The organism is Pseudomonas aegrilactucae (assembly GCF_019168305.1).
Lineage (GTDB): Bacteria > Pseudomonadota > Gammaproteobacteria > Pseudomonadales > Pseudomonadaceae > Aquipseudomonas > Aquipseudomonas aegrilactucae.
The window spans coordinates 17,765-38,324 of record NZ_JAHTBI010000029.1 but is presented as its reverse complement, the minus strand read 5'-3'; the positions used below and the strand labels follow the sequence as shown (position 1 = coordinate 38,324).

Below are 20,560 nucleotides of genomic sequence, written 5' to 3'. Positions count from 1 at the left end.
CAGCTCCCACAGGGTCCAGCGGTGCCTGCAAAACCCTGTGGGATCTGGCTTGCCAGCGAAGAATCCCCCACAGTTTTTTGCCCTACATCCGCACCTCGCGCTACGCCCCGGCCCTTATCCCCGCTATACTTCTCGGCTTTCCTGAATAAATGCCATAGGGTCCCGCCGCGCATGGATAAGACCTACCAGCCGCACGCCATTGAAACTTCCTGGTACAACACCTGGGAGTCCGAGAATTATTTCGCCCCGCAAGGCGCGGGCGATTCGTACACCATCATGATCCCGCCGCCGAACGTCACCGGCAGCCTGCACATGGGCCACGGCTTCAACAACGCGATCATGGACGCCCTGATCCGTTTCCGTCGCATGCAAGGGCGCAACACCCTGTGGCAACCAGGCACCGACCACGCCGGCATCGCCACCCAGATGCTGGTAGAACGCCAACTCGAAGCCAAGGGCCAAAGCCGTCACGACCTGGGCCGCGACAAGTTCCTGGAAAAGGTCTGGGAATGGAAGGATCAGTCCGGCGGCAATATCAGCCGTCAGATCCGCCGCCTGGGCTCCTCGGTAGACTGGAGCCGCGAGCGCTTCACCATGGACGACGGCCTGTCCGAGGCAGTCAAGGAAGCCTTCGTGCGCCTGCACGAAGACGGCCTGATCTACCGCGGCAAGCGTCTGGTCAACTGGGACACCAAGCTGCACACGGCGATCTCCGACCTCGAAGTGGAAAACCACGACGAGAAGGGCCATCTGTGGAACCTGCGCTATCCACTGGCCGACGGCGCCACCACCGCTGAAGGCAACGACTACCTGGTGGTCGCTACCACGCGCCCTGAAACCCTGCTCGGCGACGCTGCCGTGGCCGTCAACCCGAACGACGAGCGCTACCAGGCGCTGATCGGCAAGTTCGTCAAGCTGCCCCTGGTCGGGCGCCTGATCCCGATCATCGCCGACGACTACTGCGACCCCGAGTTCGGCACCGGTTGCGTGAAGATCACCCCGGCCCACGACTTCAACGACTATGAAGTCGGCAAGCGCCACAACCTGCCACTGCTGAACATCTTCGACAAGAACGCCACGGTGCTGCCGGCAGCCCAGGTATTCAACCTCGACGGCAGCCTGAATGAAAGCCTGGACGCCAGCCTGCCAGCCGCCTATGCCGGCCTGGACCGCTTCGTCGCACGCAAGCAGATCGTTGCCGACCTGGACGCCGCCGGCCTGCTGGTCAGCGTCGACGACCACGCCCTGAAGGTGCCCAAGGGCGACCGTTCCGGCACCGTCATCGAGCCGTGGCTGACCGACCAGTGGTACGTGTCGACCAAGCCGCTGGCAGAGCCTGCGATCGCTGCTGTCGAAGATGGCCGCATCCAGTTCGTGCCCAAGCAGTACGAGAACATGTACTTCTCCTGGATGCGCGACATCCAGGACTGGTGCATCAGCCGCCAGCTGTGGTGGGGCCACCGCATTCCGGCCTGGTACGACGAGTCGGGCAAGGTCTATGTAGGCCGCAGCGAAGAAGAAGTGCGCAGCAAGCACAAGCTGGGCGCCGACGTGGTCCTGAACCAGGACAACGACGTGCTCGACACCTGGTTCAGCTCGGGCCTGTGGACCTTCTCGACCCTGGGCTGGCCGCAGCAGACCGAGTTCCTCAAGACCTTCCACTCCACCGACGTGCTGGTCACCGGTTTCGACATCATCTTCTTCTGGGTTGCCCGGATGATCATGCTGACGATGCACCTGGTGAAGAACGAGGACGGCACCCCGCAGGTACCGTTCAAGACCGTGTACGTGCACGGCCTGGTGCGTGATGGCCAGGGCCAGAAGATGTCCAAGTCCAAGGGCAACGTGCTCGACCCGCTGGACATCGTCGACGGCATCACCCTGGACGCGCTGCTGGAAAAACGCACCAACGGTCTGATGCAACCCAAGCTGGCCGACAAGATCGCCAAGCAGACCAAGGCCGAGTTCCCCGAGGGCATCGCCAGCTACGGCACCGATGCCCTGCGCTTCACCTTCTGCTCACTGGCGTCCACCGGGCGTGACATCAAGTTCGACATGGGCCGCGTCGAAGGCTATCGCAACTTCTGCAACAAGATCTGGAACGCGGCGCGCTACGTGCTGGACAAGGGCGAGGACTGCGGCCAGAACGGCGAGGCCGTCGAGCTGTCGCTGGCCGACCGCTGGATCATCTCGCAGTTGCAGCGCACCGAAGCCGAAGTGACCCGCCAGCTCGAGCAGTTCCGTTTCGACCTGGCCGCCCAGGCGCTGTACGAGTTCATCTGGAACCAGTACTGCGACTGGTACCTGGAGCTGTCCAAGCCCGTGCTGTGGGACGAGAACGCACCGATCGAGCGCCAGCGCGGCACCCGCCGCACCCTGGTGCGCGTACTGGAAGTGGCACTGCGCCTGGCGCATCCGTTCATGCCGTTCATCACCGAAGAAATCTGGCAGCGCCTGGCGCCACTGGCCGGCATCGACGGCAAGACCATCATGCTGCAGCCGTGGCCGGTGGCCAACGAAAGCCGCATCGATGCCGCTGCCGAAGGCGATATCGAGTGGCTCAAGGAACTGATGCTGGGGGTGCGCAACATCCGTGGCGAGATGAACATCGGCCCTGGCAAACCGCTGCAGCTGTTCCTGAAGAACGCCAGCGCCGAAGACGTGCGTCGTCTGCAGGAAAACGAGGCGCTGCTCAAGAAGCTGGCCAAAATCGAGGCCTTCACCGTGCTCGGCGAGCAGGACGAGGCGCCGCTGAGCGCCACCGCCCTGGTCGGTGACCTGCAGGTGCTGGTACCGATGGCCGGGTTGATCGACAAGGACGCTGAGCTGGCCCGCCTGAACAAGGAAATCCAGCGCCTGCAAGGCGAAGTGCAGCGGGTGGGTGGCAAGCTGTCCAACCCTGCCTTCGTCGACAAGGCACCGCCTGCGGTGATCGACAAGGAGCGCGCCAAGCTGGCCGAGGCCGAACAGGCCCTGGCCAACTTCACCGAGCAGCATGCGCGGATCGCTGCCCTGTAACAACGCTGATCACAGCGACGCCATCGCGGGTCAAGCCCGCTCCCACAAGGAACTGTGCATGCAGCTCTGTGGGAGCGGGCTTGACCCGCGATGCTTTTCACCGGACATAAACATGACCACACCGAGCAAACCGACCCTGCACCCGCGCAACCGCCACCAGGGGCGCTACGACTTCCCCCAGTTGATCAAGAGCAGCCCGGAACTGGGCCGTTTCATGATCACCAACCCCCACGGCAAGCCGAGCATCGACTTCGCCGACCCAGAGGCCGTGCGCGTGTTCAACCGTGCCCTGCTCAAGGCGCAATACGGCATCCAGCACTGGGACATCCCGGCCGACTACCTGTGCCCGCCCATACCCGGGCGTGCGGACTACCTGCATGGCCTGGCCGACCTGCTGGCCGAGGACAACGGCGGCGAGATCCCGCAAGGCGCGATGGTGCAGGTACTGGACATCGGCGTGGGTGCCAATTGCATCTACCCGCTGCTGGGCCACAGCGACTACCGCTGGCGCTTCCTGGGCTCGGACATCGACCCGGTAGCGCTGGGCGCCGCCAAGGCCATCGTGCAGGCCAACGGCCTGGGCAAGGCCATCAGCCTGCGCCATCAGGGCAATGTGCGAAAGATTCTCACAGGCCTGCTCAAGGACGACGAGCGCTTCGACGTCACCCTGTGCAACCCGCCCTTCCATGCCTCGCGCGATGAAGCCACGCGCGGCAGCCAGCGCAAATGGCGCGCCCTGGGCAAGGCCGACCCCAAGCGCAAGCTGCCGGTGCTGAACTTTGGCGGGCAGAACAACGAGCTGTGGTGCGAAGGCGGCGAAATACGCTTTGTCAGCCAACTGGTGAGCGAAAGCGCAGCACTGGGCAAGCAGGTGCTGTGGTTCAGCAGCCTGGTGTCCAAGGCGTCGAACCTGCCGGGTATCGAGGCGGCGCTGAAAAAGGCCGGCGTGGTCGAGCACCGCGTGCTGGAGATGGGCCAGGGGCAAAAGCAGAGCCGGCTGGTGGCATGGACCTTCCAGCCCCCCCCAAGCGCGCGCGGCGTGGCGCCAGCTGCGCTGGACGAAGTAAAGCCAAAAGCTTCGCTGGCAAGCCAGCTCCACAGGTTTGTGCACGCCGCTGAACACTGTGGGAGCTGGCTTGCCAGCGAAGGGCAGCCACAAAAAAACCGCGCCTGGCTCGCACCGGACGCGGTCTTCAGAAGCTGTTTACAATTACTTGTTTACAGCGTCGGTCAGCACTTTGGCTGGAACGAACTTGACGACTTTCTTGGCAGCGATTTCGATGGCAGCGCCAGTCGAAGGGTTGCGGCCGGTACGGGCAGGACGCTCGGTGATTTTCAGTTTGCCGATGCCCGGCAGGGTGATTTCGCTGCCATTTTCCAGTTGATCAGCAACGATCTGACCCAGTTGCTCCAGAGCGTTACGCGCGGTGGTTTTCGGCGCGTCGATAGCTTCAGCGATATCGGCGATCAGTTGGTCTTTGGTCAATGCCATGGTGGTGTTCCTTCCCTATCAAATTCAGTTGGTTTGCAGAGTGCTGCGTCAGCCATCGGCCCAGACCCGCGAGTCTTCGGCGGTCCGGGTACATCCATTGCCAATCGCGTATGTAGATACACAAAAATGCGTTTGGTTCGACGTGACATCAGCGGTCTGCCAGCAATGCGCCACACACGGGGCGCAAGACCGGGCAAAACTACCACACGAAGCGATAAATATCCGCCTCCCACAGGCCAAATGTTCAGGTTTTTCGGGGGTTTGCAGCAAAAACCGCAAAAAATCGAACAAAAAACATACAAGCCTTGCCTCCCTACACATCCACGCGCTGCGCAAGGCCCCGGCTGGGTTACACTTGACCGCTTTGCAGCGCCGCCCGTCGCGCCCTATTTTCAGCCGAGAATCCCATGCCGATCCGTCATTGCATCGTCCACCTGATCGACAAGAAACCCGATGGCAGCCCCGCAGTACTGCATGCCCGCGACTCCGAGCTTGCCGAGTCGACGGCCATCGAGAACCTGCTGGCCGACCTCAACGACAGCTATAACGCCAAACAGGGCAAGGCCTGGGGTTTCTTCCACGCCGAGTCCGGGGCCCATCCGTTCAGCGGCTGGCTCAAGGAGTACCTGGAGGACGGCAAGACCTTCACCGACTTCAGCCGGGTGGCAGTCGAACACCTGCAGAAGCTGATGGAGGAGTCCAACCTCTCCACCGGCGGCCACATCCTGTTCGCCCACTACCAGCAAGGCATGACCGACTACCTGGCCATCGCCCTGCTGCACCACAGCGAAGGCGTGGCGGTGAACGCCGAACTGGACGTGACCCCCTCGCGCCACCTTGACCTGGGCCAGTTGCACCTGGCCGCGCGCATCAACATTTCCGAGTGGCAGAACAACAAGCAGTCCAAGCAGTACATCTCGTTCATCAAGGGCAAGAACGGCAAGAAGGTCTCGGAGTACTTCCGCGACTTCATCGGCTGCCAGGAAGGTGTCGACGGCCCGGGCGAGACCCGCACCCTGCTCAAGGCCTTCAGCGACTTCGTCGAAAGCGAGGACCTGCCCGAAGAGGCTGCACGCGAGAAGACCCAGACCCTGGTCGACTATGCCACCAGCCAGACCAAGGCCGGCGAGCCTGTGACCCTGACCGAGCTCTCGGGGCTGATCGACGAGGACCGCCCGCGGGCCTTCTACGACCACATCCGCAACAAGGACTACGGGCTGTCGCCGGAGATCCCGGCCGACAAGCGCACCCTGAGCCAGTTCCGCCGCTTCACCGGCCGCGCCGAAGGCCTGTCGATCAGTTTCGAGGCGCATTTGCTCGGTTCCAAGATCGAGTACGACGAGGAGGCCGGCACCCTGATCATCAAGGGCCTGCCTACCCAGCTCACCGATCAGCTCAAGCGTCGCAAGGACTGAGCCCCGCCCAGGAGGCCACCAGCGCCTCCTTGGCCGACTTGCGCAGCTTCTTCACCAGGCGCTCCTGGCGCAGCGCCTGGGCCTTGTCCGGCCAGGCCTCGACGTACACCAGCGCCACCGCCGGGCTGGTGCTGAAATAACGCGCACCACGGCCCTTCTGATGCGCGCTGAAGCGGCGTTCGGGGTTGTCGCTGATACCGCAGTAGAGCGAACCATTGGCGGCGCGTACCAGATAGACGTACCAGGGTTTGAGGGCAGCGGCTTCAGTCACGGGTGTTCGGCGCACAAGGGGGAAGTCGACAGCTTACCCGCTCAGCGCCCGGCCTGAAATGCTCGCAGGCCCTTGGCCGCCTGTTCGCGGACCTTACCCTGCACCAGCGGCGTCCAGCCCAGCAACAGCCCCTTGGTGCCCAGCGCCTGGCGAGCCCAGCGCCACAGGTCGAAGTGGTCGTGGTGTTCGACGATCAGCCCGTCGCGGATCACGAAGCGTGCCTGGATATCGTTGACCACCACGCGGCCGGTCTGGCTGAACAGGTAGGTCGCCACCCAGTGCGCGCCGCCGCCACGCTCGTCGGCGCGTACGTTGTCGAAGGTCAGGGAAAAGTCCTTGGCGCGGCTGGCGAGCATGCGCCACATGTCACCTGCATCCTTGCCATGCAAGGTGCCGAAGGCCGGGTCGCTGAACACCACGTCAGGGCTGTAGCAGGCGGCCATGGCTTCGGCGTCCAGCTGCTGGAAAGCCAGGTAGAAACGGGTGATCAGGGCATGGTTGGCATCGCTCATGGGCGCAGTCCATTACAAGGGAACGGAGGCGAACGATAGTCCGGGTCGGTGGCAAAAAGCTATGGGCATTTGCCGCGCGAATGATGGTGCCTGCACTACCGCCTTCGCTGGCAAGCCAGCTCCCACAGGGTCTCTCTGAGCTCAAGAGCGGCAAAGTACCTGTGGGAGCTGGCTTGCCAGCGAAGGGCGCACCGCCGAATCACACCCGTTCGCTGACCACGCCCACCTGCAACGCGCGCCCGGCCTTCAGGCCAAAACCGATCGCACCCGCTCCCAGCACCGCAAAGATCCAGCCCACCGCGCCCCAGCCACCCGTCACGTCATGCACCAGCCCCACCGCGAACGGCCCCATCGAGGCAAGTGTGTAGCCGATGCCCTGGGCCATGCTCGACAGGTTCGCCGCGACATGCGAGTCCTTCGAGCGCAGCACGATCAGGGTCAGCGCCAGGGCGAAAGTCCCCCCCTGCCCTATTCCCAGCACCACCGCCCAACCCCACAGGCCGCCCAGCGGGGCATACAGGCAGCCGAACAGGCCCGCCAGGGTGAGCATCATCACCAGCACGATGGCCAGCCGCTGGTCCTTGCCACGGGTGGCCAGCCACGGCGCGGTCAAGGCGCTGGCCAACTGCACCAGCACCGAGCCGGACAGCACCAGCCCGGCCTCGGTCGGGCTCAGGCCACGGCCGATCAGGATCGACGGCAGCCAGCCGAACACGATGTACGCCAGCGAAGACTGCAGGCCCATGTACAGGGTCACCTGCCAGGCCAGCGGGTCACGCAACAAGCCGCGCACCCGGTACGCCACCGCATGCTTGCCATGGCCTTGCCGGGCCTGTGGCAGCCAGAACAGCGCCGCCACCACTGCCGGAATCAACCAGAAACCCAGGCCCAGCGCCCAGCGTTGGTCAAAGTGCTGGCTCAGCGGCACAGTGGCCCCGGCCGCCAGGGCTGCACCGAGGCACAGCGCCATGGTGTACACCCCCGTGAGTGCGCCGGCATGCCTGGGGAAGTCGCGCTTGACGATGCCTGGCAGCAGCACGCCGATCACGCCGATGCTGGCCCCGGCCAGAATGCTCCCGGCAAACAGCCCGACAGTGCCCAGCGCGCTGCGCAGCAGAATGCCGCACGCCAGTGTGAGCAGTATCCCCAGCACCACCCGCTCGCTGCCAAAGCGTCGCGCCAGGATCGGTGCGAGCGGCGCGAACAGGCCCAGGCACAACACCGGCAACGTGGTCAGCAAGCCCGCCTGCGAAGCGCTCAACCCCAGGCTGTCGGAAACCTGGCCGAGCAACGGCGCCATGCTCGACAGCGCCGGACGCAGATTCAGCGCCACCAGCACCAACCCCAGCAGCAACAGCCACGGGCGCTTCACCCGCACCGGCTGCTGCACCTGGGCATCATCGGCTTCGGCGTCTATCAGCAGTTCTTCAAGCGGCGGGTGGTTTTTGGGCATGGCCGTCTCGGCGTCAGGATTCATTGATAAGGGTCCTGCTGAGCGCCTTGGCCCGTTCGGGGTCACGTTGTTCAACCGCCTCGAGGATGTCGCGGTGCAGGTCGAACACCTCCTGGCAGCGCACGCCCTTCATGTTGTGGTGCACGGCACAGGCCACCACGCCGGAAAAGTAGCGGTACAGCTCGCTCAGCGCCGCGTTGTGCGCGGCGTCCACCAGGCGCTGGTGGAACACCATGTCGCAGGCCACGTAGGTGTCGAGGTCGTCATGAAAGTGCAGGCCGCTCTGGTGCAAGGCCTCGTGCAGCCCCTTGAGGTCGTCGTCGGTACGCCGCAGGGCGGCCAGGCCAATGGCCTCGGCTTCGAGGATGTGGCGGGTTTCGCGCGCCTGCTCCAGGCTGCAACGTGACAGCACCTGCACGGTGCCCAGCGGGTCGACATTGGCACGCAGGTAGGTGCCGTCACCCTGGCGCACTTCCACCAGGCCGCTGAAGACCAGCACGCGTACGGCTTCGCGTACCGTGTTGCGGCTGATACCCAGCTCCTGCGCCAGTTCGGGCTCGGTGGGCAGGCGCTGGCCGACGACCCACGCGCCGTCGGCAACACGCTGGCGCAGCTGTTCGACGGCCTGCTCGACAAGGGAGCGTTTGATCAATTGGGTCATTTCGGCGCTTACATCCAATCATCGGATGAATCAGGAGGACGGAGGATAGCCTGTTGCCACGCGTCGATGCAATCGCCAGCAAGGCGGGCTCCTGCTGGAGCCCGCCTTGCTGGCGCGGTATCAGTTCAGCGCATCAAGCAATGCCTGGTTCTGCTCCGGCGTACCGATGCTGATGCGCAGGAACTGCGCGATGCGCGCCTGCTTGAAGTGACGCACGATCACGCCCTGCTCGCGCAGCTTGGCCGCAAGGGCCGCCGCATCCTGATCTGGGTGGCGGGCGAAGATGAAGTTGGCCGCCGAGGGCAGCACCTCGAACCCGCGACGGGTCAACTGCGCCACCAACTGCTCGCGGCTGTCGATGACCTGGCGGCAGGTCTGCTCGAAGTATGCCTGGTCTTCGAACGCCGCCGCTGCGCCGACAATGGCCAGACGGTCCAGCGGGTAGGAGTTGAAGCTGTTCTTGATGCGCTCCAGCGCCTCGATCAGGTCCGGATGCCCTACCGCCAGGCCAACCCGCAAGCCGGCCAGCGAACGCGACTTGGACAGGGTCTGGGTCACCAGCAGATTCGCATAGCGGTCCACCAGCGTGATCGCGGTCTGCCCGCCAAAATCGATATAGGCCTCGTCGACCACCACCACCGAGTCGGGGTTGGCTTCAAGGATCTGCTCGATGGCCTCCAGCGCCAGCAGGCAACCGGTCGGCGCGTTCGGGTTGGGGAAGATGATCCCGCCGTTGGCGCGCTGGTAGTCCTGGACGCGAATCTGGAACTGTTCGTCCAGCGCCACCGCCTCGTAAGGGATGCCGTACAGGCCGCAGTACACCGGGTAGAAGCTGTAGCTGATGTCCGGGAACAATAGCGGCGCACCGTGCTGGAACAGGCCGTGGAAGATGTGCGCGAGCACTTCATCCGAGCCGTTGCCCAGGAACACCTGGCCAGGCTGCACGCCGTAGTACGTGGCCACTGCCTGCTTGAGCCGGTCACCGTTTGGGTCCGGGTACAGGCGCAGGTTGTCGTTGAGTTCGCCGCGCATGGCCTCCAGCGCCTTGGGCGACGGGCCGTAGGGGTTCTCGTTGGTGTTGAGCTTGACCAGCTTGCTCAGCTTGGGCTGCTCGCCCGGCACGTAAGGCACCAGGTCCTTGACGAAGGGGCTCCAGAATTTGCTCATGTTCAGTTGCCCTCTTTATCGACAGGGGTGTGATCGCCAAGGATGCGGTATTCGGCGCTGCGTGCGTGCGCGCTCAGGGATTCGCCACGGGCCAGCACCGACGCGGTGCGGCCCAGCTCGGACGCGCCCTGCTCGGAACAGAAGATGATCGAGGAACGCTTCTGGAAGTCATACACCCCCAGCGGCGAGGAAAACCGCGCGGTGCCGGAGGTCGGCAGCACATGGTTGGGGCCGGCACAGTAGTCGCCCAGGGCTTCGCTGGTGTGGCGGCCCATGAAGATTGCACCGGCATGGCGGACCTGCGGCAACCAGGCCTGCGGGTCGGCCACCGACAGTTCCAGGTGCTCGGGAGCGATGCGGTTGGCCACCTCGATGGCCTGCTGCATGTCGCGCACGTGGATCAGCGCGCCACGGCCATTGATCGAGGTCTGGATGATCTCGGCACGGTCCATGGTCGGCAGCAGCTTGTCGATGCTGGCCGCCACACGGTCGAGGAATTCGGCGTCGGGGCTGACCAGGATCGCCTGGGCGTCTTCATCGTGCTCGGCCTGGGAGAACAGGTCCATGGCGATCCAGTCCGGGTCGGTCTGGCCGTCACACACCACGAGGATTTCCGACGGGCCGGCGATCATGTCGATGCCCACCTGGCCGAACACATGGCGCTTGGCGGTGGCCACATAGATATTCCCAGGCCCCACCACCTTGTCCACCTGCGGCACGCTTTCGGTGCCGTAGGCCAGCGCAGCCACGGCCTGTGCACCGCCGATGGTGAACACGCGGTCGACCCCGGCGATGCACGCGGCGGCCAGCACCAGTTCGTTGATTTCACCGCGCGGGGTCGGTACCACCATGACCACCTCGGTCACGCCGGCGACCTTGGCCGGAATCGCGTTCATCAGCACCGACGAGGGATACGACGCCTTGCCGCCCGGCACGTACAGGCCGGCACGGTCCAGCGGCGTGACTTTCTGCCCCAGTACCGTGCCGTCGGCTTCGGTGTAGGTCCATGAGTCCTGCTTCTGTTTCTCGTGGTAGCTGCGCACGCGGCGCGCGGCGGTTTCCAGCGCTTCACGCTGGGCCGTGGTGATGCGTGTCAGGGCCAGCTCAAGGCGTTCGCGATTGAGGATCAGGTCGTCGATCGAGCTCGCCTGCACACCGTCGAAACGCTGGGTGAACTCCACCAGCGCCGCATCGCCACGCTCGCGCACGGCCTTGATGATCTCCAGCACCCGCTGGTTGACCGCATCGTCAGACACGCTTTCCCAGCTCAGCAGATGATCCAGATGTCGGGCGAAATCCGGGTCAGCAGCGTTGAGTCGGCGAATTGCAGTGGACGTGGTCATGGCTAAGGCCTCGATAAATGGCGGATGCTCAGGCGCCCTAAGCTACCAGTCCATCCGCGCGGGCACCCGAGAAAATTGGCTATGACGCGGATAGACGGGCGCGACAGCGAAGGTCGCGCGCAGGGGTCAGCCGCGGTGTCGCGATTGCACGGCCAGACGCAAGGCGTCGATCAGGCTCTGGATGCGTGCATGCTGCATCTTCATCGAGGCCTTGTTGACCACCAGCCGGGAGCTGATGGTGGCGATCAGGTCCTGGGGTTCCAGGCCGTTGGCGCGCAGGGTGTTGCCGGTGTCGACCACGTCGATGATCTTGTCGGCAAGGTTGATCAGCGGTGCCAGTTCCATCGAGCCATACAGCTTGATGATATCGACCTGACGGCCCTGCTCGGCGTAGTAGCGCTTGGCAACGTTGACGAACTTGGTGGCCACGCGCAGGCGCCCCTTGGGTTCGGCAGCGCCGATGGCACCGGCGGTCATCAGCTTGCACTGGGCAATCTGCAGGTCCAGCGGCTCGTACAGGCCCTGGCCACCGTACTCCATCAGCACGTCCTTGCCCGCCACACCCAGGTCGGCGGCACCATGCTCGACATAGGTCGGCACGTCGGTGGCCCGCACGATCAGCAGGCGTACATCTTCCTGGGTGGTGGGGATGATCAGCTTGCGGCTTTTGTCCGGATTCTCGGTCGGCACGATGCCTGCCTCTGCCAGCAATGGCAGGGTGTCATCGAGAATACGGCCCTTGGACAGCGCGATGGTCAACATGGGAAACGTCAATCCTTAAGCGGCTTTAGCCGCCGAGCCCAGGCAGGCGCTCGACGGCAATCGATTCGGTACGGCAACGGCGTGGCGCATCCTTGCGCCGTGTGCAGCCTAGCCCGGTACGCGACGGATCTTCGCGCCCAGCATCTGCAGTTTTTCTTCGATGCACTCGTAGCCACGGTCTATGTGGTAGATGCGATCGATCAGGGTATCGCCTTCGGCGACCAGGGCCGAGATGACCAGGCTGGCCGAAGCCCGCAGGTCGGTAGCCATGACCGGTGCACCCTTGAGGGTCTTGGTACCGGTGACGATGGCGGTGTTGCCCTCGACCTGGATCTGCGCGCCCATGCGGTGCATTTCGTACACGTGCATGAAGCGGTTTTCGAAGATCGTCTCGATCACCGCGCCCGTGCCTTCGGCAATCGCGTTGAGGGAGATGAACTGCGCCTGCATGTCGGTGGGGAACGCCGGGTACGGGGCAGTACGCAGGTTGACGGCCTTGGGCCGCTTGCCGTGCATGTTCAGCTCGATCCAGTCTTCACCGGTGGTGACTTCGGCGCCGGCTTCCTTGAGTTTTTCCAGCACCGCTTCAAGGATGGTCGGATCGGTGTCCTTGACCTTGACGCGGCCACCGGTCACGGCAGCAGCCACCAGGTAGGTGCCGGTCTCGATACGGTCGGGCATCACGCGGTACACCGCCGAACCCAGGCGCTCGACGCCGTCGATGGTGATGGTGTCGGTACCGGCACCCTGCACCTTGGCGCCCATGGCGTTGAGGAAGTTGGCCAGGTCGACCACTTCCGGCTCGCGCGCAGCGTTCTGCAGCACGCTGCGGCCCTTGGCCAGGGCCGCGGCCATCATGATGTTCTCGGTACCGGTCACGCTCACGGTGTCGAAGAAGAAGTGCGCGCCACGCAGGCCGCCTTCAGGGGCCTTGGCCTTGATGTAGCCGCCTTCGACTTCGATCTTGGCGCCCATGGCTTCAAGGCCACGGATGTGCAGGTCGACCGGACGCGAACCGATCGCGCAGCCGCCAGGCAGGGCCACTTCGGCTTCGCCGAAACGGGCGACCATCGGGCCCAGCACCAGGATCGAGGCACGCATGGTCTTCACCAGTTCGTACGGCGCGATCAGGGTCTTGATGGTGCGCGGGTCGATTTCCACGGCAAGCTTTTCGTCGATCACCGGCTCAATGCCCATGCGCCCGAACAGCTCGATCATGGTGGTGATGTCGTGCAGGTGCGGCAGGTTGCCGACCGTTACCGGGCCGTCACACAGCAGGGTGGCCGCCAGGATGGGCAGCGCTGCGTTCTTGGCACCGGAAATGCGGATTTCGCCATCAAGACGAACGCCGCCAGTAATAATCAGTTTGTCCATTTCGAGTCTCGCCGCCAAAGTTGGCTCAGGTGCGCTCAGCCCAGGCTGCGCGGCTGAAAAATTTCATGGTTACCGCATGGATGCTGCCATCGGTGATCCAGGGGTTCAGGTGAGCATAGATCTGCTGCTGACGCTTGACCGGGCTCAGGGCCGCCAATTCGTCACTGATTACGTTCAGCTGGAAGTTGCAGCCTTCGCCTTCAACTTCGACCCGGGTGTCCGGCAACTTTGCTTCAAGGAAGTTCTTAACTTCTACGGCCTGCATGCTCAACCTCAATCGGCGCCCTGTGCGCGCGGGTCGGCCATCATACAAAAAAGCCCCTCGCCTGCGAACCCCGTAAACGAGGACTCTGACAGAGGGGCCCGTCGCGCACCCGTGTTTATTGACCCACGAACAGGTCGTCCAGCCCGTAGACCTCGGCGATTTCGCGCATGCCGTGGGGCATGGCACGTACCGAGAGGGTCTTGCCGGCCGCCTGGCCGTCGCGGGTGAAAGCCAGTAGCAGGGACAGCCCCACGCTGCTGGACAGCTCTACCGCCGAACAATCGAGCACCAGTGCAGGCGCCGTGCAGGAAGCAATCAGCGCCTTGCCCTGCGTGCGCAAGGCCGGCCCCGATCGGTAGTCCAGTACGCCCGCCAGGCTCAGCACGCCAGGTTCGGCGAGGGTCACCGTGGCACTCATTGGGCCTGCTTCTCGGCAGCTTGTTCAGTGGTTTCCTTGGCCTTGGCCACTTCGCCGGCCCAGCCATCGATGGTCTTGTCCAGGTCGTTGCCGTTGCGCTGCATGGCATCGGAGAACTGATCGCGGAACAGCTTGCCGATGTTGATGCCATTGACGATGACGTTACGCACCTTCCACTCGCCATTGAGCTTGGTCAGGGTGTAGGAAACCGGATAGACGGCGCCGTTGTTGCCCTTGACCGTCATGTCGACGCTGGCGCGGTCATCGCCGTCCATTTTCTCGGCGCCCACGGTAATGCCCTGGTTGTTGTACTCCAGCAGGGCGTTGCCATAGAACTGCATCAGGCTGCGCTTGAAGTTCTCCTGGAAGCGCTGCATCTGCGCCGGGCTGGCCTTGCGCGAGTACTTGACCGTCATGATGCTGCGGGAAATGCCGTCGGCATCCACCACCGGGCCCAGGTTGGCATTGAGTGCATCGTAGAACGCGCTGGGGTTGGCCTTGTACTGCTCCTTGTTGGCCTTGAGGTCGGACAACAATTGCGTGGTGGTGGTCTGAATCACGTCTTTGGGCGACTGCACGGCCGCTACAGTCATCAGCGGCAGGGTCGCCAGCAATACCAACAGGCCGCGTCGCAGGATAGACATCATGGAAACTCCTTATTTAGCTTCTTTGCCAACGGTATTGAGCAGGAACTTGCCAATCAGATCTTCCAGCACCAGCGCCGACTGGGTGTCATGGATGGTTGCACCGTCCTTGAGCACGCCGTCTTCACCGCCGACACTGATGCCGATGTACTTCTCGCCGAGCAACCCGGCAGTCAGGATCGAGGCAGTGGAGTCGGTCGGCAGGTTGTCGACGCGTTTTTCCAGTTGCAGCGTCACCCGACCGGTGTAGGTATCGCGGTCCAGATCGATGGCAGTGACCTTGCCGATGGTCACACCGGCCATGGTCACTTTAGCTCTGACAGTCAAACCGGCGATATTGTCGAAGTAAGCATAAACTTTATAGGTATCGCTGCTCGGGCTCGCGGACAGCCCACTGACACGCAGGGCCAGCAGAAGCAGTGCCAGGATCCCGGCCAGGAGGAACAGGCCGACACCGATTTCCAGGGTGCGGTTTTGCATCAGAAATCTCCAAACATCAAGGCGGTCAGAATAAAGTCCAGACCCAGGACTGCCAACGAGGCATAGACCACGGTCTTGGTAGTGGCTCGGCTGATCCCCTCTGAGGTGGGCTCGCAGTCATAGCCTTGGAATACGGCAATCCAGGTGACGACGAAGGCAAACACGAGGCTCTTGAGCACCCCGTTGAGCACGTCATCGGTAAACGAAACGCTGTTCTGCATGTTCGACCAGAAGGAGCCTTCGTAGACCCCCAGCCAGTCGACCGCGACCCACGAACCACCCCAGATGCCGACGACACTGAAGATCATCGCCAGCAGCGGCAGCGAAATGAAGCCGGCCCACAGGCGCGGCGCCACGATGTACTTGAGCGGGTCTACGCCGATCATTTCGAGGCTCGACAGCTGCTCGGTGGACTTCATGTTGCCGATTTCGGCGGTCAAGGCAGAACCGGCACGCCCGGCGAACAGCAAGGCGGTGACCACCGGGCCCAGTTCACGCAACAGGGTCAGGGCCACCATCTGCCCGACAGCCTGCTCCGAACCGTACTTGGCGAGGATGCTGAAGCCCTGCAGGGCCAGCACCATGCCGATGAACACGCCCGACACGACGATGATCGCCAGCGACATCACACCCACCGAGTACAACTGCTTGACCAGTAACTGGAAGCCGCCGCCAATGCCGCCGCGCCCCACCAGGGCATGCAGCAGGAACAGGCAGGAGCGCCCCAGCACAGCGACCACGTCGATGGCCGAGCGGCCAAACAGACGAACACGTTCGAGCAAGGATTTTCTGCGCATCAACGCTTCCCCAGAAGATCGGCGCGGTAATCAGGCGCAGGAAAGTGAAAGGGCACCGGGCCATCCGGGTCGCCTTTCATGAATTGACGAATGCGCGGGTTGTCGGAGCTCATCAGCTCCTGCGGCGTCCCCTCACCCAGCACCTGCCCGTCACCCACCACGTACAGGTAGTCGGCAATGCTGGCGGTTTCTGCAAGATCGTGCGACACCACGATGCTGGTGATACCCAGCGCATCGTTGAGCAGCCGAATCAGGCGAACCAGCACGCCCATGGCGATCGGGTCCTGGCCGACGAACGGTTCGTCGTACATGAGGATCTGCGGGTCCAGGGCGATCGCACGGGCCAGCGCCACGCGCCGTTTCATGCCGCCGGACAGCTCGTCGGGCATCAGCTCGATCGCGCCGCGCAGCCCCACCGCCTGCAGTTTCATCAGCACGATGTCGCGAATCATTTCTTCGGACAGCTGGGTATGCACGCGCAGCGGAAACGCGACGTTCTCGAACACGTCGAGGTCGGTGAACAGTGCGCCGCTCTGGAACAGCACGCCCATGTGCTTGCGGGCGTCGAACAGGTCGCTGCGCGACAGCGTCGGCAGGTTCTGGCCGGCCACCCACACTTCGCCGCTGGCCGGGCGCAACTGCGCGCCCATCAAGCGCAGCAGCGTGGTCTTGCCACACCCGGAAGGCCCCATGATGCCGGTGACCTTGCCGCGTGGAATGCGTATGTCGACATTATTGAAGATGCTGCGCGAACCGCGCTTGAAGGTCACGCCCTTCAATTCGACCGCGTAGGCGTTATCAACGCTCATCTAAACTCCTTGCGATGCAGCCTTCTCACTCAGACGCCCACCTCCTTCATGGAGACACGCACGCCCTGAGCGGGCCGAACAGGCGGCGAACTATAGCACCGCTGATAGGGCCGCCCCAAGGCCAGCACCGCCCTTGTTCAGGCTAAGTTAAGGCTCGATTAAGCTTCGCCGTCGATGATCGGCACAAACACAGGTGAGGCTTTGGCGCATTACCGCTATAATCCCCGCCTTTTCATCAGGCAATCCGATTTACGACATGAGCCAATCCACCGACCTGATCCAATCCGCACAGCGCACCATCCGCCTCGAAGTCGAAGCGGTGGAAGGCCTGCTGGCCCACATCGACGCCGATTTCGTCAAGGCCTGCGAGCTGATTCTGGCCAGCAAGGGCCGGGTCGTGGTAGTGGGCATGGGCAAATCCGGGCACATCGGCAACAAGATTGCCGCGACCCTGGCCAGCACCGGCACCACGTCGTTCTTCGTCCACCCGGCCGAAGCCAGCCACGGCGACATGGGCATGATCACCCGGGATGACATCATCCTGGCCCTGTCCAACTCCGGCTCCACCAACGAGATCGTGACGCTGCTGCCGCTGATCAAGCGCCTGGGCATCAAGCTCATCAGCCTGACCGGCAACCCCGACTCGCCGCTGGCCAAGGCGCCGAGGTCAATCTCGACGCCCGCGTGGCACAGGAAGCCTGCCCGCTGAACCTGGCCCCGACCTCCTCGACCACCGCCGCGCTGGTGCTCGGCGACGCGCTGGCCATCGCGCTGCTCGAAGCGCGCGGCTTCACCGCCGAAGACTTCGCCTTCTCGCACCCGGGCGGCGCCCTGGGCCGACGCCTGCTGCTCAAGGTCGAGAACGTCATGCACGGCGGCGACGAACTGCCCCAGGTACAGCGCGGCACCCTGCTCAAGGACGCGCTGCTGGAAATGTCGCGCAAAGGCCTTGGCATGACCGTGGTACGCGAAAGCGACGGGCGCCTGGCCGGGATCTTCACAGACGGCGACCTGCGTCGCAGCCTGGACCGCAATATCGATGTGCACACCACCCTGATCGACGAGGTGATGACCGTGCACGGCAAGACCGCCCGCGCCGAGATGCTCGCCGCCGAGGCCTTGAAAATCATGGAAGACCACAAGATCAGCGCGCTGGTGGTGGTCGACACGCTCGACCAGCCGGTCGGCGCCCTCAACATGCACGACCTGCTGCGCGCCGGAGTGATGTAAATGAACCAGGACCTGCTGCAACGCGGCAAAGCCATCAAGCTGGCAGTTTTCGACGTGGATGGCGTGCTGACCGACGGTCGCCTGTATTTCCTCGAAGATGGCAGCGAATTCAAGACCTTCAACACCCTCGACGGCCAGGGCATCAAGATGCTCATGCAGTCAGGCGTGACCACGGCGATCATCAGCGGCCGCAAGACCCCGGTGGTCGAGCGGCGTGCCAAGAACCTCGGTATCCCGCACCTGTACCAGGGCCGCGAAGACAAACTGGTCGTGCTCGACGAGCTTCTTGGCCAACTGGGCCTAAGCTATGAGCAAGTGGCCTACCTGGGCGACGACCTGCCCGACCTGCCGGTGATTCGCCGGGTGGGCCTGGGCATGGCCGTGGCCAGCGCCGCCAGCTTCGTGCGCGAACACGCCCATGGTGTGACTCGTGCACGGGGTGGCGAAGGCGCGGCCCGCGAATTCTGCGAACTGATCCTGCAAGCCCAGGGCAACCTGGACGCGGCGAATGCCAATTACCTGTAGAGCGATCCATGTTCAGTAAAAAGATCCGCAACATCGCGCTGTTCAGTGTGATCGCTGCCCTGCTCGCAGCCGTCGGCTACTGGAATATCAGCCCCGAGACGTTCCTCGACCAGCCCATGGCCCAGGTCGACGAGAACGCCATCGACTATTACGCCATCAACGCCCACAGTGTGCAGTTCCTGCCTGACGGCAAGCTGCAGTACGAGATGACCGCCGACAAGGTCGAGCACCTGAAAGCCAGCGAAGTCACCCTGCTGACCACCCCGGACCTGAACATGTACCGCGGCACCGCCTACCCATGGCATGTGCAGAGCACCCGCGGCGAAGTCAACCCGGACGGCACCGAAGTGGAACTGATCGACAATGTGCGGGTAGCCCGCACCGACGACCAGAACCGCGAGACCATCATCACCACCACCCGCATGACAGTCTTCCCGCAGAAGCAATATGCGCAAACCGAGCAAGCCGTTAGAATCGACGGCGCCGGTGGCACAACTACGGGCAAGGGAATGAAAGCGTATTTGAAAGACGGCAGGATGAACCTGCTGTCCAACGTAAGAGGACAGTATGAGGCTCGTTAAAACCCTCCCCTTTTTGCTCAGCCTGAGCGCAGCACTGGGAAGCGCGAGCGCCTGGGCCCTGCCGAATGACCGCGATCAGCCTATCCGTATCCAGGCCGACGACGCTCAACTGGATGACAAGCAAGGCATCGCCACCTACCGGGGCGATGTGATCATCACCCAGGGCTCGATGATGATCAAAGGCAACACCGTGACCATCACCCGTGCCGCCAGCGGCGACATCGACGTGGTGACCTCCGTGGGCAACCTGGCCTACTTCGAGCAGCAGCAGAGCGCCGCCAAGCCGGACAAGATGCAAGGTTACGGCAAGCAGATCCAGTACCAGGCACAGAAGGACCTGGTCATCCTGACCGACCAGGCCAAGGTGATCAACGAAGGCAACACCACCGAAGGCGAGAAGATCGTCTACAACACCAAGTCGCAGGTGGCCACTGCCGGTCGTGGCGGCCAGGTTTCGACCCCGCGCCCGCGCATCGACATGGTGATCCAGCCGAAGAAGAAGGCCGAGTAAATGGCGACCCTCAAAGCCCAGCATCTGGCCAAGAGCTACAAGAGCCGGCAAGTCGTGCGTGACGTCAGCCTGTCCATCGACAGCGGCCAGATCGTGGGCCTGCTCGGCCCGAACGGTGCCGGCAAGACCACCTGCTTCTACATGATCGTCGGCCTGGTACAGGCCGACCAGGGCCGCGTGCTGATCGACGACCTGGATGTCAGCCATCAGCCGATGCACGGGCGCGCCCGCGCCGGTATCGGCTACCTGCCCCAGGAAGCCTCGATCTTTCGCAAGCTGTCGGTGGCCGACAACATCATGGCGATCCTGGAGACCCGCAAGGAACTCGATCGCGATGGTCGTCGCAAGGAGCTGGAAGGCCTGCTGCAGGAATTTCACATCAGCCACATTCGTGACAACCTCGGCATGAGCCTGTCCGGTGGTGAGCGACGCCGTGTGGAGATCGCCCGGGCGCTGGCCACTGCACCGAAGTTCATTCTGCTCGACGAACCCTTTGCCGGTGTCGACCCGATCTCGGTGGGTGACATCAAGCAGATCATCCACCACCTGAAGGCCAAAGGCATCGGCGTGCTGATCACCGACCACAACGTGCGTGAGACGCTGGATATCTGTGAAACTGCCTACATCGTCAACGATGGCCAACTGATCGCCGAAGGCGACGCAGAAACCATCCTGGCCAATGACCTGGTGAAAGAGGTATACCTCGGTCACGAGTTCCGCCTGTAAGCTCGTGGTGTCTGGCGCTGCCAGGGCGCTGGCAATCGACCCCGAAACGGGTTTAATTGTTACAGCGCTCTAGGCAAACGCTTCGATTTCAGGCATATAATTTGCT

21 protein-coding genes and 2 pseudogenes are annotated in these 20,560 nt (G+C 63.3%); 8 read left to right on the top strand and 15 right to left on the bottom strand.

What is annotated here, in order from left to right; translation table 11 throughout:
* Nucleotides 1-171 precede the first annotated feature (171 nt).
* Entirely contained in the window at nt 172-3,018 is a 2,847-nt protein-coding gene (locus tag KUO17_RS09025) for a valine--tRNA ligase (RefSeq protein ID WP_217975113.1), read from the top strand.
* Between the two features lie 112 nt (nt 3,019-3,130).
* Nucleotides 3,131-4,085: pseudogene (gene rlmF / locus KUO17_RS09020) on the top strand (23S rRNA (adenine(1618)-N(6))-methyltransferase RlmF).
* 143 nt (nt 4,086-4,228) lie between these two features.
* Here the strand turns inward: rlmF and KUO17_RS09015 are convergent.
* On the bottom strand, nt 4,229-4,510 hold the full coding sequence (locus KUO17_RS09015) for an HU family DNA-binding protein (RefSeq protein ID WP_009398256.1): 282 nt from the start codon (nt 4,508-4,510) through the stop codon (nt 4,229-4,231).
* Nucleotides 4,511-4,917: 407 nt separating this feature from the next.
* Here KUO17_RS09015 and yejK point away from each other — a divergent pair, with 407 nt between their 5' ends.
* Complete coding sequence (gene yejK, locus KUO17_RS09010; protein ID WP_217975111.1) at nt 4,918-5,925, top strand: nucleoid-associated protein YejK; 1,008 nt, start codon at nt 4,918-4,920, stop codon at nt 5,923-5,925.
* On the opposite strand, the gene KUO17_RS09005 is transcribed toward yejK, so the two are convergent.
* From KUO17_RS09005 to KUO17_RS08940, 14 genes are all read right to left on the bottom strand, one after another.
* Nucleotides 5,906-6,196: a GIY-YIG nuclease family protein gene (locus tag KUO17_RS09005; RefSeq protein WP_217975109.1), complete on the bottom strand. Its 291-nt coding sequence runs from the start codon at nt 6,194-6,196 to the stop codon at nt 5,906-5,908. The two genes, yejK and KUO17_RS09005, sit on opposite strands and share 20 nt — an antisense overlap.
* Before the next feature lie 41 nt (nt 6,197-6,237).
* Nucleotides 6,238-6,708 carry a nuclear transport factor 2 family protein gene (locus KUO17_RS09000; protein WP_217975107.1) on the bottom strand — a complete coding sequence of 157 codons (471 nt, stop codon included), beginning with the start codon at nt 6,706-6,708 and terminating at the stop codon, nt 6,238-6,240.
* Between the two features lie 199 nt (nt 6,709-6,907).
* Nucleotides 6,908-8,185, bottom strand: coding sequence for a CynX/NimT family MFS transporter (locus KUO17_RS08995; protein ID WP_217975105.1), 1,278 nt, complete (start codon nt 8,183-8,185; stop codon nt 6,908-6,910).
* Entirely contained in the window at nt 8,175-8,822 is a 648-nt protein-coding gene (locus tag KUO17_RS08990; RefSeq protein WP_217975103.1) for a FadR/GntR family transcriptional regulator, read from the bottom strand. Before KUO17_RS08990 ends, KUO17_RS08995 begins: the two co-directional genes overlap by 11 nt.
* Before the next feature lie 120 nt (nt 8,823-8,942).
* Nucleotides 8,943-9,989, bottom strand: coding sequence for a histidinol-phosphate transaminase (hisC, locus tag KUO17_RS08985; protein WP_217975101.1), 1,047 nt, complete (start codon nt 9,987-9,989; stop codon nt 8,943-8,945).
* A gap of 2 nt (nt 9,990-9,991) precedes the next feature.
* On the bottom strand, nt 9,992-11,332 hold the full coding sequence (hisD, locus tag KUO17_RS08980) for a histidinol dehydrogenase (RefSeq protein ID WP_217975099.1): 1,341 nt from the start codon (nt 11,330-11,332) through the stop codon (nt 9,992-9,994).
* Between the two features lie 126 nt (nt 11,333-11,458).
* Entirely contained in the window at nt 11,459-12,094 is a 636-nt protein-coding gene (gene hisG / locus KUO17_RS08975; RefSeq protein ID WP_217975097.1) for an ATP phosphoribosyltransferase, read from the bottom strand.
* Between the two features lie 108 nt (nt 12,095-12,202).
* On the bottom strand, nt 12,203-13,468 hold the full coding sequence (gene murA, locus KUO17_RS08970) for a UDP-N-acetylglucosamine 1-carboxyvinyltransferase (RefSeq protein ID WP_217975094.1): 1,266 nt from the start codon (nt 13,466-13,468) through the stop codon (nt 12,203-12,205).
* 25 nt (nt 13,469-13,493) lie between these two features.
* Nucleotides 13,494-13,733, bottom strand: a complete 240-nt coding sequence (locus KUO17_RS08965; protein WP_217975092.1) for a BolA family protein — start codon at nt 13,731-13,733, stop codon at nt 13,494-13,496.
* A 115-nt stretch (nt 13,734-13,848) separates the two neighbouring features.
* Nucleotides 13,849-14,151, bottom strand: a complete 303-nt coding sequence (locus KUO17_RS08960) for an STAS domain-containing protein (RefSeq protein ID WP_217975090.1) — start codon at nt 14,149-14,151, stop codon at nt 13,849-13,851.
* Nucleotides 14,148-14,798 (bottom strand): MlaC/ttg2D family ABC transporter substrate-binding protein, encoded by a 651-nt coding sequence (locus KUO17_RS08955; protein ID WP_217975088.1) that lies wholly within the window; start codon nt 14,796-14,798, stop codon nt 14,148-14,150. The genes KUO17_RS08960 and KUO17_RS08955 overlap by 4 nt, the downstream gene beginning before the upstream one ends.
* Nucleotides 14,799-14,807: 9 nt before the next feature.
* Nucleotides 14,808-15,275 carry an outer membrane lipid asymmetry maintenance protein MlaD gene (mlaD, locus tag KUO17_RS08950; RefSeq protein WP_217975086.1) on the bottom strand — a complete coding sequence of 156 codons (468 nt, stop codon included), beginning with the start codon at nt 15,273-15,275 and terminating at the stop codon, nt 14,808-14,810.
* A complete protein-coding gene (mlaE, locus tag KUO17_RS08945) occupies nt 15,275-16,072 on the bottom strand; it encodes a lipid asymmetry maintenance ABC transporter permease subunit MlaE (protein ID WP_217975084.1) in 798 nt (265 codons plus the stop codon). The genes mlaD and mlaE overlap by 1 nt, the downstream gene beginning before the upstream one ends.
* Entirely contained in the window at nt 16,072-16,881 is an 810-nt protein-coding gene (locus KUO17_RS08940; RefSeq protein WP_217975082.1) for an ATP-binding cassette domain-containing protein, read from the bottom strand. Before KUO17_RS08940 ends, mlaE begins: the two co-directional genes overlap by 1 nt.
* A 256-nt stretch (nt 16,882-17,137) precedes the next feature.
* Here KUO17_RS08940 and KUO17_RS08935 point away from each other — a divergent pair.
* The 5 genes and pseudogenes from KUO17_RS08935 (at nt 17,138) to lptB (ending at nt 20,454) form a co-directional block, all read left to right on the top strand.
* Nucleotides 17,138-18,111: pseudogene (locus KUO17_RS08935) on the top strand (KpsF/GutQ family sugar-phosphate isomerase).
* Nucleotides 18,112-18,636, top strand: coding sequence for a KdsC family phosphatase (locus tag KUO17_RS08930; RefSeq protein WP_217975080.1), 525 nt, complete (start codon nt 18,112-18,114; stop codon nt 18,634-18,636).
* Between the two features lie 8 nt (nt 18,637-18,644).
* Entirely contained in the window at nt 18,645-19,217 is a 573-nt protein-coding gene (gene lptC / locus KUO17_RS08925) for an LPS export ABC transporter periplasmic protein LptC (RefSeq protein ID WP_217975078.1), read from the top strand.
* Nucleotides 19,204-19,728 carry a lipopolysaccharide transport periplasmic protein LptA gene (gene lptA / locus KUO17_RS08920; RefSeq protein ID WP_163943007.1) on the top strand — a complete coding sequence of 175 codons (525 nt, stop codon included), beginning with the start codon at nt 19,204-19,206 and terminating at the stop codon, nt 19,726-19,728. The genes lptC and lptA overlap by 14 nt, the downstream gene beginning before the upstream one ends.
* Nucleotides 19,729-20,454, top strand: a complete 726-nt coding sequence (gene lptB / locus KUO17_RS08915) for an LPS export ABC transporter ATP-binding protein (RefSeq protein ID WP_217975076.1) — start codon at nt 19,729-19,731, stop codon at nt 20,452-20,454. It begins immediately after the preceding gene.
* The last annotated feature ends 106 nt before the right edge of the window (nt 20,455-20,560 follow it).

What these genes read in the sequence shown, in the direction of transcription:
- hisC (WP_217975101.1), bottom strand. Translation starts at nt 9,989, where the DNA reads ATGAGCAAATTCTGGAGCCCCTTCGTCAAGGACCTGGTGCCTTACGTG.
- KUO17_RS09015 (WP_009398256.1), bottom strand. Translation starts at nt 4,510, where the DNA reads ATGGCATTGACCAAAGACCAACTGATCGCCGATATCGCTGAAGCTATC.
- murA (WP_217975094.1), bottom strand. Translation starts at nt 13,468, where the DNA reads ATGGACAAACTGATTATTACTGGCGGCGTTCGTCTTGATGGCGAAATC.
- KUO17_RS08990 (WP_217975103.1), bottom strand. Translation starts at nt 8,822, where the DNA reads ATGACCCAATTGATCAAACGCTCCCTTGTCGAGCAGGCCGTCGAACAG.
- KUO17_RS09000 (WP_217975107.1), bottom strand. Translation starts at nt 6,708, where the DNA reads ATGAGCGATGCCAACCATGCCCTGATCACCCGTTTCTACCTGGCTTTC.
- lptC (WP_217975078.1), top strand. Translation starts at nt 18,645, where the DNA reads ATGTTCAGTAAAAAGATCCGCAACATCGCGCTGTTCAGTGTGATCGCT.
- hisG (WP_217975097.1), bottom strand. Translation starts at nt 12,094, where the DNA reads ATGTTGACCATCGCGCTGTCCAAGGGCCGTATTCTCGATGACACCCTG.
- hisD (WP_217975099.1), bottom strand. Translation starts at nt 11,332, where the DNA reads ATGACCACGTCCACTGCAATTCGCCGACTCAACGCTGCTGACCCGGAT.
- mlaD (WP_217975086.1), bottom strand. Translation starts at nt 15,275, where the DNA reads ATGCAAAACCGCACCCTGGAAATCGGTGTCGGCCTGTTCCTCCTGGCC.
- lptA (WP_163943007.1), top strand. Translation starts at nt 19,204, where the DNA reads ATGAGGCTCGTTAAAACCCTCCCCTTTTTGCTCAGCCTGAGCGCAGCA.
- lptB (WP_217975076.1), top strand. Translation starts at nt 19,729, where the DNA reads ATGGCGACCCTCAAAGCCCAGCATCTGGCCAAGAGCTACAAGAGCCGG.
- KUO17_RS08955 (WP_217975088.1), bottom strand. Translation starts at nt 14,798, where the DNA reads ATGATGTCTATCCTGCGACGCGGCCTGTTGGTATTGCTGGCGACCCTG.
- KUO17_RS08965 (WP_217975092.1), bottom strand. Translation starts at nt 13,733, where the DNA reads ATGCAGGCCGTAGAAGTTAAGAACTTCCTTGAAGCAAAGTTGCCGGAC.
- KUO17_RS08995 (WP_217975105.1), bottom strand. Translation starts at nt 8,185, where the DNA reads ATGAATCCTGACGCCGAGACGGCCATGCCCAAAAACCACCCGCCGCTT.
- mlaE (WP_217975084.1), bottom strand. Translation starts at nt 16,072, where the DNA reads ATGCGCAGAAAATCCTTGCTCGAACGTGTTCGTCTGTTTGGCCGCTCG.
- KUO17_RS08930 (WP_217975080.1), top strand. Translation starts at nt 18,112, where the DNA reads ATGAACCAGGACCTGCTGCAACGCGGCAAAGCCATCAAGCTGGCAGTT.
- KUO17_RS08960 (WP_217975090.1), bottom strand. Translation starts at nt 14,151, where the DNA reads ATGAGTGCCACGGTGACCCTCGCCGAACCTGGCGTGCTGAGCCTGGCG.
- KUO17_RS08940 (WP_217975082.1), bottom strand. Translation starts at nt 16,881, where the DNA reads ATGAGCGTTGATAACGCCTACGCGGTCGAATTGAAGGGCGTGACCTTC.
- KUO17_RS09025 (WP_217975113.1), top strand. Translation starts at nt 172, where the DNA reads ATGGATAAGACCTACCAGCCGCACGCCATTGAAACTTCCTGGTACAAC.
- yejK (WP_217975111.1), top strand. Translation starts at nt 4,918, where the DNA reads ATGCCGATCCGTCATTGCATCGTCCACCTGATCGACAAGAAACCCGAT.